At 72.2% G+C, this 15,150-nt stretch carries 13 protein-coding genes and 1 tRNA gene; 7 read left to right on the forward strand and 7 right to left on the reverse strand.

Annotated features, from left to right (window positions below; all coding sequences use genetic code 11):
- Positions 1–6 precede the first annotated feature (6 nt).
- On the reverse strand, positions 7–273 hold the full coding sequence (locus tag VFL99_RS02605) for a cell division protein CrgA (protein ID WP_325104766.1): 267 nt from the start codon (positions 271–273) through the stop codon (positions 7–9).
- Between the two features lie 168 nt (positions 274–441).
- Between VFL99_RS02605 and VFL99_RS02610 the strand changes: the two genes are divergently transcribed.
- Positions 442–1,242: a DUF881 domain-containing protein gene (locus VFL99_RS02610; RefSeq protein WP_325104767.1), complete on the forward strand. Its 801-nt coding sequence runs from the start codon at positions 442–444 to the stop codon at positions 1,240–1,242.
- Positions 1,243–1,299: 57 nt separating this feature from the next.
- Positions 1,300–1,947, forward strand: a complete 648-nt coding sequence (locus VFL99_RS02615; RefSeq protein WP_325104768.1) for an aminodeoxychorismate/anthranilate synthase component II — start codon at positions 1,300–1,302, stop codon at positions 1,945–1,947.
- 16 nt (positions 1,948–1,963) lie between these two features.
- On the opposite strand, the gene pknB is transcribed toward VFL99_RS02615, so the two are convergent.
- The gene (gene pknB, locus VFL99_RS02620) at positions 1,964–4,000 is read right to left on the reverse strand and encodes a Stk1 family PASTA domain-containing Ser/Thr kinase (protein ID WP_325104769.1); all 2,037 of its coding nucleotides are present in this window, start codon (positions 3,998–4,000) and stop codon (positions 1,964–1,966) included.
- A 3-nt stretch (positions 4,001–4,003) separates the two neighbouring features.
- Between pknB and VFL99_RS02625 the strand changes: the two genes are divergently transcribed.
- Complete coding sequence (locus VFL99_RS02625) at positions 4,004–4,171, forward strand: hypothetical protein (RefSeq protein ID WP_325104771.1); 168 nt, start codon at positions 4,004–4,006, stop codon at positions 4,169–4,171.
- Here the strand turns inward: VFL99_RS02625 and VFL99_RS02630 are convergent.
- From VFL99_RS02630 to VFL99_RS02650, 5 genes are read right to left on the reverse strand one after another with little or no spacing between them, the layout of a single operon-like run.
- A complete protein-coding gene (locus tag VFL99_RS02630; RefSeq protein WP_325104772.1) occupies positions 4,149–5,603 on the reverse strand; it encodes a peptidoglycan D,D-transpeptidase FtsI family protein in 1,455 nt (484 codons plus the stop codon). The two genes, VFL99_RS02625 and VFL99_RS02630, sit on opposite strands and share 23 nt — an antisense overlap.
- The gene (locus tag VFL99_RS02635; RefSeq protein ID WP_325104773.1) at positions 5,600–6,994 is read right to left on the reverse strand and encodes an FtsW/RodA/SpoVE family cell cycle protein; all 1,395 of its coding nucleotides are present in this window, start codon (positions 6,992–6,994) and stop codon (positions 5,600–5,602) included. The genes VFL99_RS02630 and VFL99_RS02635 overlap by 4 nt, the downstream gene beginning before the upstream one ends.
- A 43-nt stretch (positions 6,995–7,037) precedes the next feature.
- Positions 7,038–8,378 carry a PP2C family protein-serine/threonine phosphatase gene (locus VFL99_RS02640; protein ID WP_325104774.1) on the reverse strand — a complete coding sequence of 447 codons (1,341 nt, stop codon included), beginning with the start codon at positions 8,376–8,378 and terminating at the stop codon, positions 7,038–7,040.
- Between the two features lie 9 nt (positions 8,379–8,387).
- The gene (locus tag VFL99_RS02645; RefSeq protein WP_325104775.1) at positions 8,388–8,897 is read right to left on the reverse strand and encodes an FHA domain-containing protein FhaB/FipA; all 510 of its coding nucleotides are present in this window, start codon (positions 8,895–8,897) and stop codon (positions 8,388–8,390) included.
- 12 nt (positions 8,898–8,909) lie between these two features.
- Entirely contained in the window at positions 8,910–9,968 is a 1,059-nt protein-coding gene (locus VFL99_RS02650; RefSeq protein WP_325104776.1) for a DUF3662 and FHA domain-containing protein, read from the reverse strand.
- A 213-nt stretch (positions 9,969–10,181) separates the two neighbouring features.
- On the opposite strand from VFL99_RS02650, the gene VFL99_RS02655 reads away from it, so the two are divergent.
- From VFL99_RS02655 to VFL99_RS02670, 4 genes are all read left to right on the forward strand, one after another.
- Positions 10,182–10,268: transfer RNA gene (locus VFL99_RS02655), tRNA-Leu, on the forward strand.
- 446 nt (positions 10,269–10,714) lie between these two features.
- Entirely contained in the window at positions 10,715–12,586 is a 1,872-nt protein-coding gene (uraD, locus tag VFL99_RS02660; RefSeq protein ID WP_325104779.1) for a 2-oxo-4-hydroxy-4-carboxy-5-ureidoimidazoline decarboxylase, read from the forward strand.
- Between the two features lie 68 nt (positions 12,587–12,654).
- Positions 12,655–14,061 carry an 8-oxoguanine deaminase gene (locus VFL99_RS02665; RefSeq protein ID WP_325104777.1) on the forward strand — a complete coding sequence of 469 codons (1,407 nt, stop codon included), beginning with the start codon at positions 12,655–12,657 and terminating at the stop codon, positions 14,059–14,061.
- A gap of 215 nt (positions 14,062–14,276) precedes the next feature.
- On the forward strand, positions 14,277–15,150 hold an 874-nt coding region (locus tag VFL99_RS02670), incomplete at its 3' end, for a 2Fe-2S iron-sulfur cluster-binding protein (protein WP_325104778.1).

The raw sequence follows: 15,150 nt of genomic DNA on the forward strand, positions 1-15,150 counted from the left end.
AAGGCGTCAGCGCCAGCGGGTGGTCATCAGGAACCCGGCCAGCATCAGCGCGAAGCCGATCATCAGGTTCCAGTAGCCGAGCGCGCCGACCGGGAACGAGCCCTGGGTGATGTAGAAGGTCGCCACCCACAGCAGCCCCACGATCATGAGCGCGCACATCAGCGGGACGAACCACGGCGGGTTCGGCTCCTGCTTGCGCGCCTGTCGCGCCGCCTCCTCCCGGGCGGCCGCGGCCTTGGCCCTGGCCTTCGGTCGACCCTTGGACTCCGGCACGGCGTTCTCCTCGTTCGATCGGCGCTGCCGCAGCGGCAGCACGTGGGGGGCTGGTCCTGCTGCCCCGGGCCCACGTCGCTGAGGCAACACGAGAGACGACACGGCCTTGGGGACAACACGGTCGTGATCTAGCGTAGATGCTGCACGTTCCCGAGGACAGGAGGGCGCATGGCGGCCTCCCGCCAACGTTCGAGCGCGAGCGCCGCACGCCGGCGGATGACCCGCTTCCTGACCCGTCGGCCTCGCGGCCCGTGGTCGGTGCTCGTGCCAGTCGTGTGCGTGCTCGCTGGCGTGCTGTTCGCGACCAGCGCTACCCTCTCCGGGGGCACCGACCTGCGCAACAACCCCAGCGACCTCGCCGACGTGATCCGCCAGCAGAACTCCCGCGTCGAGGCCAAGGCCCACCAGGTGCAGCAGCTGCGCAACGAGGTCGACCGGATCTCCCGGTCCCGCGCCCCGGGCAGCGCCCGGCTCGAACGGCTCACCACCCGGGCGACGCACCTCGCCCCCGACGCCGGGACCCAGCCGGTCGCGGGCCCGGCGATCACCGTCACCCTCGACGACGCCCACCTGCAGGCCAGCCAGATCCCCGCGCCGTACACCGTCGACGACGTCGTCGTGCACCAGCAGGACGTCCAAGCGGTCGTCAACGCCCTGTGGCGCGGCGGCGCCGAGGCGATGATGCTGCAGGACCAGCGGGTGATCTCCACCAGCGCCGTGCGCTGCGTGGGCAACACCCTCATCCTGCAGGGCCGCGTCTACTCCCCGCCCTACACGATCCGCGCCATCGGCGACGTCCAGGGCATGAAGGTCGCGCTCCAGCAGGATCCCCAGGTCCAGATCTACCGCCAGTATGTCGACCTGCTGGGCCTGGGCTACCAGGTCACCGCCCAGCGGAAGGCGACCTTCCCGGCATACGAGGGGACGCTCGACCTGCCGCACACCTCGGTGGTGGGGCGCGCCAGGTAGCCGCGGCGGCTGTGGACGGCCGCGGCGCGCGGGCTGCGCGGGTGAGATCCTTGGGGCGTGACCCGCGTGCTCGTCATCGACAACTACGACAGCTTCGTCTTCACGATCGTCGGCTACCTGCAGCAGCTCGGCGCCGAGTGCGAGGTCGTGCGCAACGACGCGGTGCCGCCCGACGCCGGCGCGGAGTTCGACGGGGTACTCGTCTCACCCGGCCCGGGCACGCCCGAGGAGGCCGGCGTCTGCATGTCGGTGATCGAGGCGTGCGGCAAGCGGGGCCAGCCGATGCTCGGGGTGTGCCTGGGGCACCAGGCCCTCGGGGCGGTGTTCGGTGCCCAGGTCGTGCGGGCCCCGGAGCTGCTGCACGGCAAGACCTCCACCGTCGAGCACGACGGGAGCGGGGTGCTCGAGGGCCTGGCCTCGCCGTTCACCGCGACGCGCTACCACTCCCTGGCGATCGACCCGGGCACCGTGCCGGAGGAGCTGGTCGTCCACGGGCGCACGCCGAGCGGGGTCATCATGGCGGTGCGCCACCGCGAGCTGCCGCTGGAGGGGGTGCAGTTCCACCCCGAGAGCGTGCTCACCGAGGGCGGTCACCGGCTGCTCGCGAACTGGCTGGCCCGCTGCGGCCTGACCGACGCGGTCGAGCGGTCGGTCGGGCTCGCGCCGCTGGTCCACGACGCGGCCACCGTGCCTGCCGCCGGCTGACCGTCAGCGGCCCGGCTCACTGCATCGGCGGTGGCCCGCCGTGCGGCCCGCCCTTGCCGGGCGGTGTGTGCGACGAGCCGGGTGGCCCGGTGGTGGTCGAGGTCGGCGACGGCTCGCTCGAGCTCGGCGAGGGCTCCGTCGACGACGGCGACGGCTCGCTGGAGGTCGGCGACGGTGAGCTGGTCGGCGACTGCGTCTCGGTGATGGTCTTGGTCTCCGGCGGCGACTTGGCGATGGTCAGCTGGATCGTCGAGCCGATGCCGACCCGGGCGCCCGCGTGCTGCTCGTCGATGACGGTGTTGGGGGTGCGCGTCGACTCCACGAAGTGCGGGTCGTAGTGGAACCCGGCGTCGGTGATCTTCTGGATGGCCGTGCTCATGTCGTCGCCGACCACGTCGGGCACCCGGTTCTTGCCGGTGGCCACGACGAGGTTGACCGGCGAGCCGACGTGCAGCTCCTCCCCGGAGCCGGGGTCGGTCTGCAGCACCGTGTCCTTGCTGGCGCTCGCGGAGTCCTGGTGGCTGATCTGCCCGACCTTCAGGCCCGCGTTCTTCAGGGTGGTCCGCGCCGAGGACAGGTCCGAGCCGACCAGCGGCGGCACGGTCGCGGTCTGCGGTCCGTTGGACACGAAGATCGTGCCCCGCTCGTCCTTGCCGAGCTCGGTGCCCGGCTGCGGGTCCTGGTCGAAGACCTGACCCTTCTCGGCGGCGTTGGCCTGGTGCTGGATCTTCGGCACCGGCCAGCCGCGGCTGTGGATGCTGTCGACCGCCTCCCGCTGGGTCATCCCGATCACCTTCGGGTAGGGCCCGCTGCCGACCTGGTTGCCGACGATCCAGCGGTCGGCGCCGTAGCCCAGCACACCGAGCGCGGCCACCAGCAGCAGCACGAGGAAGACCCAGGGCCAGCGGCGCCGCTTCTCCGGCACGTTCATCGGGATGGGCGCGGTGTGGTGCGGGTCGTCGTCACCGGGCACGGCCGGACGACCGCCCGCCGCCGCACCGGCTGCCGCGCCCGCGCCGGCGGCCCCCGCCTCGTTCCGGTCGAACCGTTCGGTCCGGGTGTCGGAGCCGAGGCGCTGGGTCTCGCTGGCGTCGCCGTAGCGCCCGGCCAACCCGGCGGCCGCCCCGGCCCCGGCGGCACCGGCCGCCCCGACCCCGGCCATCGACGCGGCGGTGTGCCGCGCGGCGGCGCTGATCACCCGGCCCGAGCGGGCGGCCTGCAGGTCGGCCCGGAACTCGCTGGCCCGCTGGTAGCGGTGCGCCCGGTCCTTCACCAGGGCGTGCAGCGCGACCGCGTCGAGCGCGGCCGGCACGTCCGGCTGGTAGGCCGACGGCGGCAGCGGCTGTTCCCCGATGTGCTGGTAGACCAGCGAGACCGGCTCCCCGACGAACGGCGTCCGTCCGGTGAGCAGCTCGTAGAACATGCAGCCGGTCGAGTACAGGTCCGAGCGGGCGTCGACGGTCGTGCCCTGCGCCTGCTCCGGTGAGAGGTAGCGCGCCGTGCCGATGACCGCCTCGCTCTGCGTCATCGTCGCCGCCGTGTCGGCCAGCGCCCGCGCGATCCCGAAGTCCATGACCTTGACCGCGCCGGTGGGGGTGACCATGACGTTGGCCGGCTTGATGTCGCGGTGCACGATGCCCTTGTCGTGGCTGTACGCCAGCGCCGACAGCACCGACGCGGTGATCCGTGCGGCCTCGTCGGGGTCGAGGTGCCCACGCTCCTTGAGCAGGTCGCGCAGCGTCTGGCCCTCGACGTACTCCATGACGATGTAGGGGATGGACACCGGCGCGCCGCCCGACTCGCGGGTCTGCTCCTCGCCGGAGTCGTAGACGGCCACGATCGCCGGGTTGTTCAGCCCGGCCGCGCTCTGCGCCTCGCGCCGGAACCGCGCCAGGAAGGAGGTGTCGCGCGCCAGGTCCCAGCGCAGCATCTTGATCGCGACCTGGCGCCCGAGGCGCGTGTCGTAGCCGACGTGCACCTCGGCCATGCCGCCGCGGCCGATGAGGTCGCCGACTTCGTAGCGGCCGCCCAGCAGGCGGGGTGAGGAGCTCACGTCATGTCCCTGGTTGTCGTCGTGCCGGTTGTCGTCGTGCTGGCTGTGGTCGTGCCGGTTGTCGTCGTGCTCGTGCGGGCGCTGCGCCCGACGGTATGCCGTGTGCTCGCCACCGCGATCGCGTCACGTGGTCTTGCGGTCACCGGGGTCATCGGACCACCGCCTGGATGACCTGCTTGGCGATCGGCGCGGCCACGGTGCCCCCGAACGCCTCGTTGCCGGCCTTCCCACCGTCCTCCACGACGACGGCCACCGCCACCTGCGGGTGCTGGGCCGGCGCGAACGCGGTGAACCAGGCGTCCGGGGCCTGCCCGGTGCCGTGCTCGGCGGTGCCGGTCTTGCCGGCGACGGTGATGCCGGGGATCTGCGCCGCGGTGCCGGTGCCGGAGGTGACCACCTGCTCCATCATCCCGGTCAGCTCCTGGGCGACCTCCGGGCTGACCGCCGTGCCGAGCTTCTCGGGGCTGTGCTTGGAGGTCTCCAGGTTGCGCCCGCGCACCGCGTCGACGAGGTACGGCGTCATCACGGTGCCCTTGTTGGCGATGGCGGCCGACACCATGGCCATCTGCAGGGGGGTGACGCGCACGTCATACTGCCCGATCGCGGACTGGGCCGTCTGTGGCGGGTTGAGGTCTCCGGAGGGGAACTGGCTCGGCGTCACCCGCATCGGCACCTGCAGGGTCTGGCCGAAGCCGAAGGCCTGCGCCTGCTTGCGCAGCGCGCCGGCGCCGAGCTTCATGCCGAGCGCCCCGAAGGTGGTGTTGCAGGAGCGGACCAGCGCCCGCGTCAGGGAGGCCTGGTTGCCGGGGCCGCAGGGCAGGCCGTCGTCGTTCGGCAGCTTCGCCGTGGTCTGCGGCAGGGGCAGCACGGCCGGGCCGGGCAGCTGGGAGCTCGGGCTGTACTTGCCCGAGGACAGCGCCGCCGCGGCGGTGATCAGCTTGAACGTCGAGCCGGGGGGATAGAGGTCGCCGGCGATCGCCCGGTTGACCATCGGGTTGCCGGACTCGGCGTTGAGCTGCTCCCAGGCCTGCTTGACCGTGTTGAGGTCGTGGCTGGAGAGCCGGTTCGGGTCGTACTGCGGGTGGCTGACCATCGCGAGGATCGCCCCGGTCTGCGGGTCGAGCGCGACCACCGCCCCGCGCTGGTTGCCCAGCGCCTGGTCGGCCGCCTGCTGCGCCTTGGGGTTGATCGTGAGCTCCAGGCTCGCGCCCTGCTGCGGCTTGCCGGTGAGGATGTCGACCACCCGGCGGTAGAACAGCTGGTCGGCCGAGCCGTTGAGCACGTCGTTCTCCGCGCCCTCGACGCCACCGCCGGCGCCGTAGGTGAAGGAGTAGTAGCCGGTGACGTGGGAGTAGAGCTTGCCGTCGGGGTAGGTGCGCAGCCACTTGAGCTCGTCGTTGCTCGGCACCGACTTGGCGATCGGCGTGCCGCCGACGAGGATCTCGCCGCGCTCCTTGGCGTAGCTCTCCAGCAGGGTGCGCCGGTTGTCCGGCCGTGCCCGGAGGCTGTCGGCCTGGACGTACTGGATCCAGGTGGTGGACACCAGCAGCGCGCAGAACATGACGGCCACGACGGTCGCGAGGCGGCGGATGGGGGAGTTCATCGCACCCTCACCACCTCGGTCGCCTCACCGGACGGCGACGAGCCCGCCGCCGCGTCCGTCGCCGGGTCCGGCAGCGGTCGCCGCGCCTGGTCGGAGATGCGCAGCAGTATGGCGATGATCGTCCAGTTGGCGAGCAGGGAGGACCCGCCGTAGGACAGGAACGGCGTGGTCAGCCCGGTCAGCGGGATGACCCGGGTGACGCCGCCGATGACGACGAAGCACTGCAGGGCCAGGGAGAACGACAGCCCGACCGCGAGCAGCTTGCCGAAGCCGTCGCGCGCCCCGACCGCGGTCCGCAGGCCGCGCTCGACCAGCAGGATGTAGAGCACGAGCAGGGCGAAGGCGCCGACCAGCCCGAGCTCCTCGGCGAAGCTGGGGAAGATGAAGTCGCTCTCGGCGAAGTAGGTCAGCTCGGGGTGGCCCTGGCCCAGGCCGGTCCCCAGCAGGCCGCCGTTGCCCATGCCCATCAGGCCGAGCGCGAGCTGGTCGCTGACGTGCAGCGCGTGCGGCGAGAACGGGTGCAGCCACAGCAGCACCCGCTCCTGGACGTGGCCGAAGAGCAGGTAGGCGACGTAGGAGCCGCCGACGAACAGCAGCAGGCCGATCGCGATCCACGAGGTTCGCTCGGTGGCGACGTAGAGCATCGCGACGAACAGGCCGAAGAACAACAGGGAGGTGCCGAGGTCCTTCTCGAGCACGAGGACGCCGATGCTGGCCGCCCACACCACGAGGATCGGGCCGAGGTCGCGGGCCCGGGGCAGCGGGAAGCCGAGCACGCGCTTGCCGACCAGCGACAGCGCGTCGCGGGTCTGCACGAGGTAGCCGGCGAAGAAGACGGTCAGCACGATCTTGGCGACCTCACCGGGCTGGAAGCTCATCGGTCCCAGGTGGATCCAGATCTGCGAGCCGTAGTGCGCGCTGCCGATGATCGGCAGCAGCGGGAGCAGGAGCAGGACGATGCCGGCGAGCATCGCGGTGAAGGTGTAGCGACGCAGGATGCGATGGTCGCGCAGCACGAAGAGCACCACCACGGCCACGACCACGGAGACCGCGCTCCACAGCAGCTGCTTGGTGGCCAGGCCGTTGGCGACGGTGCGTCCCTCGGCCAGGTCCAGCCGGTGGATCATCACCACCCCCAGCCCGTTGAGGAGGGTGGCGATCGGCAGGAGGATCGGGTCGGCATACGAGGCCTTCCACCGGAGCACGAGGTGGAAGGCGACGGCCAGCACGGTCAGGCCGATCCCGTAGGTCGCGATGTCCGGGGGCACCTCGTCCTGCATCACCAGCCCCACGTTGAGGTAGGCGAGCAGCACGATGCCGATGGCGAAGAGCAGCAGGAGCAGCTCGACGTTGCGGCGGGTGCGCGGTGGCACGGTGGTCACGGTGCTCATGCCGGGGCCTCCGCGACGGGTCGAGCGGCGAGCGTGGGGCGGCTCACGGGCGACACCCCGCTCCGCCGAGGCTCTGGATGCGGCACTGGATCAGCTCCGTACGCAGCTCGGTGACGATGTGCTCGGCGTCGGCCTTGTTGTCCGCGGTCATCGTCTCGGTGACCTTGCCACGGGCGAACGGCGAGAGCTCCCGGACCGGGATGTCGGTCTGGCGCGCCACGCTGTGCAGGCTGATCGGGCCGAGGTCCTGGGACAGCCCGCGGTAGATCGCGACGTGGCCGTCGTGGACGCCGACGTAGTACTGCTGCTGGGTCCAGCTCCACGCGCCCCACCCGCCGCCGACGAGGACGGCGAGGATCACGACGACCAGGGCGACCCGGCGGATCCACCGCCCGGTGCGGCTGCCCGGGCCGGACTCGGCCAGCAGCGGCCGCTCGTCGGTGCCGTCCGCCGACTCCTCGGGACCGCTGGTCCCGGTGCGGTCGTGGGTGAGCACGTTCGTGCCACCGGCGGCGCCCGCGGCGCGCTCGCGCTGCACGCTGCGGTGCAGGGCGGCCGCCTTCTCGGCGGGGGTCTGCGGCACGGCCTGGGTCCGGTTGACCCGATCAGTGGCGGCGCCCACCACCTGGGCCTGGGTCGAGGGCGCCGGGGTGCGGGCGAGGTCGACCACCTCGGCCACCACGACCGTGACGTTGTCGCGGGTGGAGGCGCGCAGCGCGATCTTGATGAGCCGGTCCGCGATCTCGGCCGGTGAGGCACCCTCGCGCATCACCTCCTCGATCGTGTCCGAGCCGACGAAGTCGGACAGCCCGTCCGAGCAGAGCAGGTAGCGGTCACCGACCCGCGCCTCGCGCATCGACAGGTCGGGCTCGTCGCCGGGGTCGCCGGTGAGGACGCGGGTGACGAGGGACCGCTGCGGGTGGTGCTCGGCCTCGGCGGGCGTGATGCGGCCCTCGTCGAGCAGCTTCTGCACGAAGGAGTGGTCGCGGGTGATCTGGCTGAAGGAGCCGTCGCGGAGCCGGTAGGCGCGGGAGTCGCCGATGTTGGCGAGCGCGATCTTGTCGCCTGCCCGCAGCATCGCGATGAGGGTGGTGCCCATGCCCTCGGTCTCGGGCATGTCCGCCATCGCCTCGTGCAGGGCGGTGTTGGCGTCGCGGACGGCCAGGCCCAGCTGCTCCAGCGCGTCGTCGGCGCCGTGGCTCTCCCCGTCCAGGTGGACCAGCTCGCCCACCACCATCGAGCTCGCCACGTCGCCGGCCGCGTGCCCACCCATGCCGTCCGCGAGCACGAGCAGGTGCGGGCCGGCATACCCGCTGTCCTCGTTGCGGGACTTGCTGCCCAGCCCGAGGTCCGAGCGTGCGGCATAGCGCAGCGCGATCGCCATGGCGAGGGGTTACTTCCGCAGCTCGAGGACGGTCTGGCCGATCCGGATGCGGGAGCCGGTGTCGACGCGGGCGGCCTGCTCGACGCGCTGGTTGCCGACGAAGGTGCCGTTGGTGGAGCCGAGGTCGTCGACGTACCAGCCGCCGTCGCGCTCGTAGAGGCGCGCGTGCCGGCCGCTGGCGAAGTCGTCGCCGAGCGACAGGGTGCACTCGGGGTTGCGCCCGATGAGCAGGTTGTCGCGCAGCGGGATGGTCGTGCCGCGCATCGAGCCCTCGACCACGGTCAGGTGGCCGGGTCCGCGCCGCGTCGGCCGCTCCTCCCGGCGCCGGTCGGGCTGGCGGGCGCCGCTGTCCCCGTCGCGCGGCGAGGAGGACGGTCGGGTGACGGCCCGCTTGGCGGTGCGGGTGATCACGCGGGTGCCGTAGAGGTCGCCGCGCAGCACGCCGACGACGCTGAAGATGAACGCCCACAGCAGGACCAGCAGGCCCAGCCGGATGACGGTGATGGTGAGTTCGCTCATGGGTCGGGTGGCTCACTTCCGCCCGGCGGCGTGGAAGATCGCCCGCGTGCGGCCCAGGGTCAGCTGGTCACCGTCGTTCAGGCGGTGGCTGCGGATGCGCTCGCCGTCGACGAAGGTGCCGTTCGTGGAGCTCAGGTCGCGGATGGTGGCCACGAGGTGGGGGCCGTCGTGGGTCACCCGGATCTCGGTGTGCCGGCGGGAGATCCCCGGGTCGTCGAGCACGATGTCGGCCGAGCCGTCGCGGCCCAGGATCGTGTGGGCGCCCATGAGGGGGTAGCGCTGGCCGTCGATCTCCAGCCAGGGCCGCTCCTCCGGGCGGCGGCGCGGCGGCCGGGCCCCCTCCGGCGGCTGGAAGACGGTCTCGTCCCCCGACGGCGCGCGACGCGGCGCCTGGCCGGCTCGCTCGTCGCGGTAGGTCGAGCGGTCGCCGTCCCCGCGGTATGCCGAGGGCTCGCCCTGACGGCCCCAGGCGCCGTGTCCGTCGCGGGCCTCGCTCGGGTCGGCGGCGTAGGCCTCGCTCTCCGGCCGGCTGGTGTGGGCCCCCGCGGCGACGGCAGCCGCGGCCGCGGCGGCTCCCGCGGTGGCCGGAGCGTGCGGTGCGGCGGGGCGCTCGGGGGCGGGCTCGGCATACCCCTGCCTGCCGGCACGGCTCTCGTCGCGGCTGTCGCCGCGGTGCGGGCGCTCCGGCTCGCGCTGACGCGGCCGGCCGCTGGCCGGGCGCAGCCGGAAGACGCCGGTCTCGAGCTGCTCGTCGGCGACGAACTCGACGTCGAGCGGGCCGCCCGGGGTGTAGCGCTGGGACTCCGCGTGCTCCTGCGCCGAGGCGATGAGCTCGTCGGTGAGGGTGCCCGAGTAGGCGGTGAGCCGGTCGTAGTCGGTGTCGGACAGCTCCACGGTGTAGAGGTTGGGCACGATGGTGCGGCCGCGCCCGACGACGGCGGCCCGGTCGTCCATCGCGCGCCGCATCGCCGCGGCGATCTCGACGGGCTGCACCTCGGAGCGGAACGCCTTGGCGAACACACCGTTGACGGCACGCTCGACCGTCTGCTCGAGCTTGTCGAACAGTCCCACGCGCCCTCCTGATCCTCGGTGTCGCCTACGGCTTGGCCCGCTCGATCGTAACTGCCGCGGCTGAGCGAGCGCGGTCTCCCTGCGGTGGGCCGCGTGTTAGCCTGTGGCGCTTCCTCCTTCAGGACGCGTTGGCGCGGCGGTGGGTTCCGGCTCCCGCCCGTGGTCACCCCGGTTTGGAGTTGACCGGCCGCGTACAGCACACTGTGGGGGCGCGCGCGAGTGGCGGAATAGGCAGACGCGCACGGTTCAGGTCCGTGTGCCCGAAAGGGCGTGGGGGTTCAACTCCCCCCTCGCGCACCAGTTCGTGGTGGTGACAGGTGGGCGGTCCGGCTTCTGGCCGGGCCGCTCTTTCTGTCGGGGCCGGTGGCCGGAAACCGCAATCTCAACTGGCAGTACTCCCCCTCGGGCACCCGGCCCGTGCTCAACGGCCCCGCCCACGCCCGGTACTGCCAGTTGGAATGGCGACGGAGCCCCGCCTGCCGAGGGCCCGACGGAACTGCGCGAACCGATTTTCAACAAACCGTTGACGTGAGCCAGATCACGGGCTTAGCGTTCCTGCTCAACGGAAGTGACCTTCCGTAGTCCGATATAACGGTGCGGCTGCGTGTCCCCCCGCGGCGCACCGGGACCAGTCGGGTTCGACGTCCTCAGGGCGCCCGTGCCGAGGAGTTCCCATGTCCTCCACCTCTGATCTGCCTGTGCAGTCCCCCGCTCCGTCCCGCCGCCCCAAGCACCCGGTTGACCAGATGCTTCCGGTGCCGAAGCTCGCGATCTACGGCTTCCAGCACGTCCTCGCGTTCTACGCCGGCGCGGTCATCGTCCCGATCCTGCTCGCCAGCGCGATCGACCTCACCACCCCGCAGCTCATTCACCTGATCAACGCCGACCTGTTCACCTGCGGCATCGCCTCGATCATCCAGTCGATCGGCTTCTGGAAGGTCGGCGTCAAGCTCCCGCTGCTGCAGGGCGTCACCTTCACCGCCGTCTCCCCGATGATCGCCATCGGCGTCGCCGCCGGAAAGGGCACCGACGGCCTGCTCGTCATCTACGGCGCGGTCATCGTCGCCGGACTGTTCACCTTCTTCATCGCGCCGTACATCAGCCGGCTGATCAAGTACTTCCCGCCGGTGGTCACCGGCTCGGTGATCAGCATCATCGGCATCGCCCTGCTCCCGGTCGCGGCCGCGGACGCTGCGGGCGGCGCCGGCCCGACCCTGCACCCGGAGAGCGGTCGGAACATGGCCTACGCCCTGGGCACCCTGGCGCTGATCGTCGTCATCCAGCGCGTGTTCAAGGGCTTCATGGCCACGGTCGCGGTCCTCGTCGGTCTCGTGGTCGGCACGCTCGTGGCCTGGCTGTTCGGCGACGCGCACTTCACCGACGTCGGCAGCTCGGCCTGGCTGGGGGTCACGCACCCGTTCTACTTCGGCTGGCCGAAGTTCTCGATCGCCGCGATCATCTCGATGATCGTCGTCATGCTCATCACCGCGGTCGAGACGACCGGGGACGTGTTCGCGACCGGCGAGATCGTGGAGAAGCGGATCACCAAGGAGGACATCGGCCGCGCCCTGCGCGCCGACGGCCTGGCCACCACCATCGGCGGTGTCCTCAACTCCTTCCCCTACACCTGCTTCGCCGAGAACGTCGGCCTGGTGCGCCTCACCCGCATCAAGAGCCGGTATGTCGTCGCGGCAGCGGGCGCGATCATGATCCTTCTCGGGGTCATCCCCAAAGCAGGAGCCCTGGTGGCGGGGATCCCCCACCCCGTTCTCGGCGGCGCTGCGCTCGCGATGTTCGGCACCGTGGCCGTGGTCGGCTTCCAGACCCTGTCGCGGGTGGACTTCCACGACCACCGCAACGTCGTGATCGTGGCGACCAGCGTCGGCCTGGCGATGTACGTCACCGCCGTGCCGGACGTCGCCAAGGCGGTGCCGGGCTGGGCCCAGATCCTCTTCGGCAGCGGCATCACCGTCGGCAGCCTCACGGCGATCATCCTCAACCTCGTCTTCCACCACCTCGGCAAGGACTACGGCCCCGCCGTGGCCGGACGCCCCGGTGACCTCATCCGCCTCGACCAGGTCAACGTGATGAGCCGCGAGGAGTTCGTCCGCACGTTCACCGGCCTGTTCCAGGGCGGCACGCAGACGGACTGGGCGGTCGAGCGGGCCTACGACTTCCGCCCGTTCTCCGACACCCACGACCTGCGCCGGGCCTTCCAGGAGGCGTTGTTCTCCGCGAGCCGGGAGGAGCAGGGCAGCCTGCTGGACCACTACCCGGACCTGGGCTCCGCCACGGTCACCGACGACCCGGAGTCCCTGCGCGACCAGTCCTCCCTCGGCCTGCAGCGGCTCGCCGACCAGGAGCACGAGGAGCTGCTGTCGCTGACGGACGCCTACCGCGAACGGTTCGGCTTCCCGCTCATCGCCTGCATCCGCGACGAGTCCTCCGTCAAGGACGTGCTTCGGCACGGCTGGGACCGACTCAACAACTCACCCGTCCAGGAGCACGCGGCCGCCATCATCGAGGTGGCCAAGATCGCCGGGCACCGGTTCGACGACCTGGTCGCGGGGGCCAACCCGATCCACAGCGCGCGCGAACGCCGGCTGGAACGGGACTGACCGGTCGGGGTGTGCCGTCGAGCAGCGAGCGGCGCACCCCGACCGCACCACCGGAGAGGCCACAGATCGTGAACACCCCATCCTTCCGCGCCCCGGCACCGGCCGGCCGCCTCACTCTGGACGGCTGCACCGTCGTGACGATGGACGCCGCGGGCACCGAGCACCGCAGCGGCCACGTGGTCATCGAGGGCAGCCGGATCACGGCGGTCGGCGCCGGACCCGCCCCCGAGGCGGCGGGCCGTGACGGCGCAGCCCGGGTGGTCGACGCCCGCGGCTGCGTCGTCACCCCGGGACTGGTCAACTGCCACCACCACCTCTACCAGTGGGTGACCCGCGGGCTCGCCGTCGACGACACCCTGTTCGGCTGGCTCACCACCCTCTACCCGGTCTGGGCCGGCCTCGACGAGGACATCGTCCGCTCGGCCGCGACCGCCGGCCTCGGCTGGCTCGCGCGGACCGGCTGCACCACCTCGATGGACCACCACTACGTCTTCCCGGAGGCGGGCGGGGACCTGCTCGCGGCGGAGGTCGACGCCGCGCGACGGGTCGGCCTGCGGTTCCTGCCCACCCGCGGCTCGATGGACCTCGGCCGCAGCCAAGGCGGGCTGCCCCCGGACCACGTGGTCGAGGACCTCGACACGATCCTGACGGCCAGCGCCGAGGCCGTGGACCGCTACCACGACCCCTCGCCCGACTCGATGCTGCGCATCGGGCTCGCGCCCTGCTCGCCCTTCTCGGTCACCGGCGAGCTGCTCAAGCAGGCCGCGTTGCTCGCCCGCGACAAGGGCGTGCGGCTGCACACCCACCTCGCCGAGACGCTGGACGAGCAGGACTACTGCCGGGAGCACTTCGGCTGCAGCCCGGTGGAGTATGTCGAGTCGCTGGGATGGCTGGGAGACGACGTCTGGCTCGCGCACGGCATACACCTCGACGACCGGGCGATCGGCACCCTGGGGGCGACGGGCACCGGGGTGGCCCACTGCCCGTCGTCGAACGCACGGCTGGGGGCGGGCATCTGCCGCAGCCGCGAGCTGCGCGACGCCGGCGTGCCGGTCGGGCTCGGCGTGGACGGCGCCGCCTCGAACGAGTCCGCCAGCCTGCTCGAGGAGGCGCGGCACGCGCTGCTGTTCGCCCGCGCCGCGGGTGGCCCGCAGGCCCTGTCCACGCGCGACGCCCTGCGGATGGCCACGATCGACGGGGCACGGGCGCTCGGCTGGGACGACCAGATCGGCTCCCTCGAGCCCGGCAAGCTGGCCGATCTCGCGGTCTGGCGGGTGGACACGCTGCCGCACGTCGACATCGCCGACCCCGTGGCCGGCCTGGTCCTCGGCAGCCCGCCGCCGCTGGAGCTGCTGCTGGTCGGCGGCCGGTCGGTCGTCGAGCGCGACCGGCTGGTGACGCTGGAGGAGGAGGCGGTAGCCCGCGACGCCGCGGACGCCAGTCGCCGCCTGCTCGACCGGGCCGCGGGGCACTGACCGGCGCTTCCCGGCATACGAAAAGGAACTTCCACAACCCTGTACCTGCCCCGGGAGGCGGAGGTACAGTCCGAGTAACTGGGCCCCTGTTGTTCAGCACGGATAACCATCAGGTGGTCGCCTCCCACAACCGTGCCCCGCCTCGACGCAGGAGCCGTGCGACACACGTCGAACCGGGGCCATGATCGACACGGGTGGCGACAGGAGCTCAGGGCATGAACCCACTGCAGGCAACCGTCAACGGCAGTCCCGCGGCGCTGGACGGCGTCTCGGCCCACACGAGCGCGCTCGACTGGCTGCGCGGCCAAGGACTCACCGGCTGCAAGGAGGGCTGCGCCGAGGGCGAGTGCGGGGCGTGCGCCGTCCTGGTGGCGCGGCCGGGAGACAGGACGGCGGACGACGGCGGCACCGACGGGGGGACCGTCTGGACGTCGGTGAACTCCTGCCTGGTGCCCGCGGCGGCCCTGGACGGTCAGGAGATCGTGACCGCCGAGGGCCTCGGCCGGACCGACGCGCTGCACCCGGTGCAGCAGGAGATGGCGGTGCGCGGCGGCTCGCAGTGCGGCTACTGCACGCCGGGGTTCGTGTGCAGCATGGCGGCCGAGTACTACCGCGCCGACCGGTGCCCGGCCGGTGCGCCGGCGGCGTGCGCGACGACGGACACCGACGGGCACGGCGAGGTCGGGCCGAACGGCTTCGACCTGCACGCGCTGTCCGGGAACCTGTGCCGCTGCACCGGCTACCGCCCCATCAGGGACGCCGCGTATGCCGTGGGCGCACCGTCCGAGGACGACCCCCTCGCGCGGCGGCGCAGCACTCCTGCACCTGCGCCGGCAGAGACCCACCTGGCCGGTGACGACGGCACGTTCGTGCGCCCCAAGGACCTGCCGGAGACGTTGCGGCTGCTGGCGATGCGTCCGGACGCGACCGTGGTGGCCGGCTCCACCGACTGGGGCGTCGACGTCAACATCAAGGGCGTGCGGGCCCCGCTGCTGGTCGCCATCGACCGGCTGCCGGAGCTGCGCGAGTTCGAGGTCGCCGACGACCACGTCACCCTCGGGGCCGCCCTCACCCTGTCCGAGATCGAGC

The sequence above is a fragment of the Segeticoccus sp. genome (assembly GCF_035708005.1).

Bases quoted from the DNA above. Each gene is read 5' to 3' on its own strand.
- VFL99_RS02630 (WP_325104772.1), bottom strand. From the start codon at position 5,603: ATGAACTCCCCCATCCGCCGCCTCGCGACCGTCGTGGCCGTCATGTTC.
- VFL99_RS02640 (WP_325104774.1), bottom strand. From the start codon at position 8,378: ATGGCGATCGCGCTGCGCTATGCCGCACGCTCGGACCTCGGGCTGGGC.
- VFL99_RS02645 (WP_325104775.1), bottom strand. From the start codon at position 8,897: ATGAGCGAACTCACCATCACCGTCATCCGGCTGGGCCTGCTGGTCCTG.
- VFL99_RS02625 (WP_325104771.1), top strand. From the start codon at position 4,004: ATGTCCCTGGTTGTCGTCGTGCCGGTTGTCGTCGTGCTGGCTGTGGTC.
- VFL99_RS02610 (WP_325104767.1), top strand. From the start codon at position 442: ATGGCGGCCTCCCGCCAACGTTCGAGCGCGAGCGCCGCACGCCGGCGG.
- VFL99_RS02635 (WP_325104773.1), bottom strand. From the start codon at position 6,994: ATGAGCACCGTGACCACCGTGCCACCGCGCACCCGCCGCAACGTCGAG.
- uraD (WP_325104779.1), top strand. From the start codon at position 10,715: ATGCTTCCGGTGCCGAAGCTCGCGATCTACGGCTTCCAGCACGTCCTC.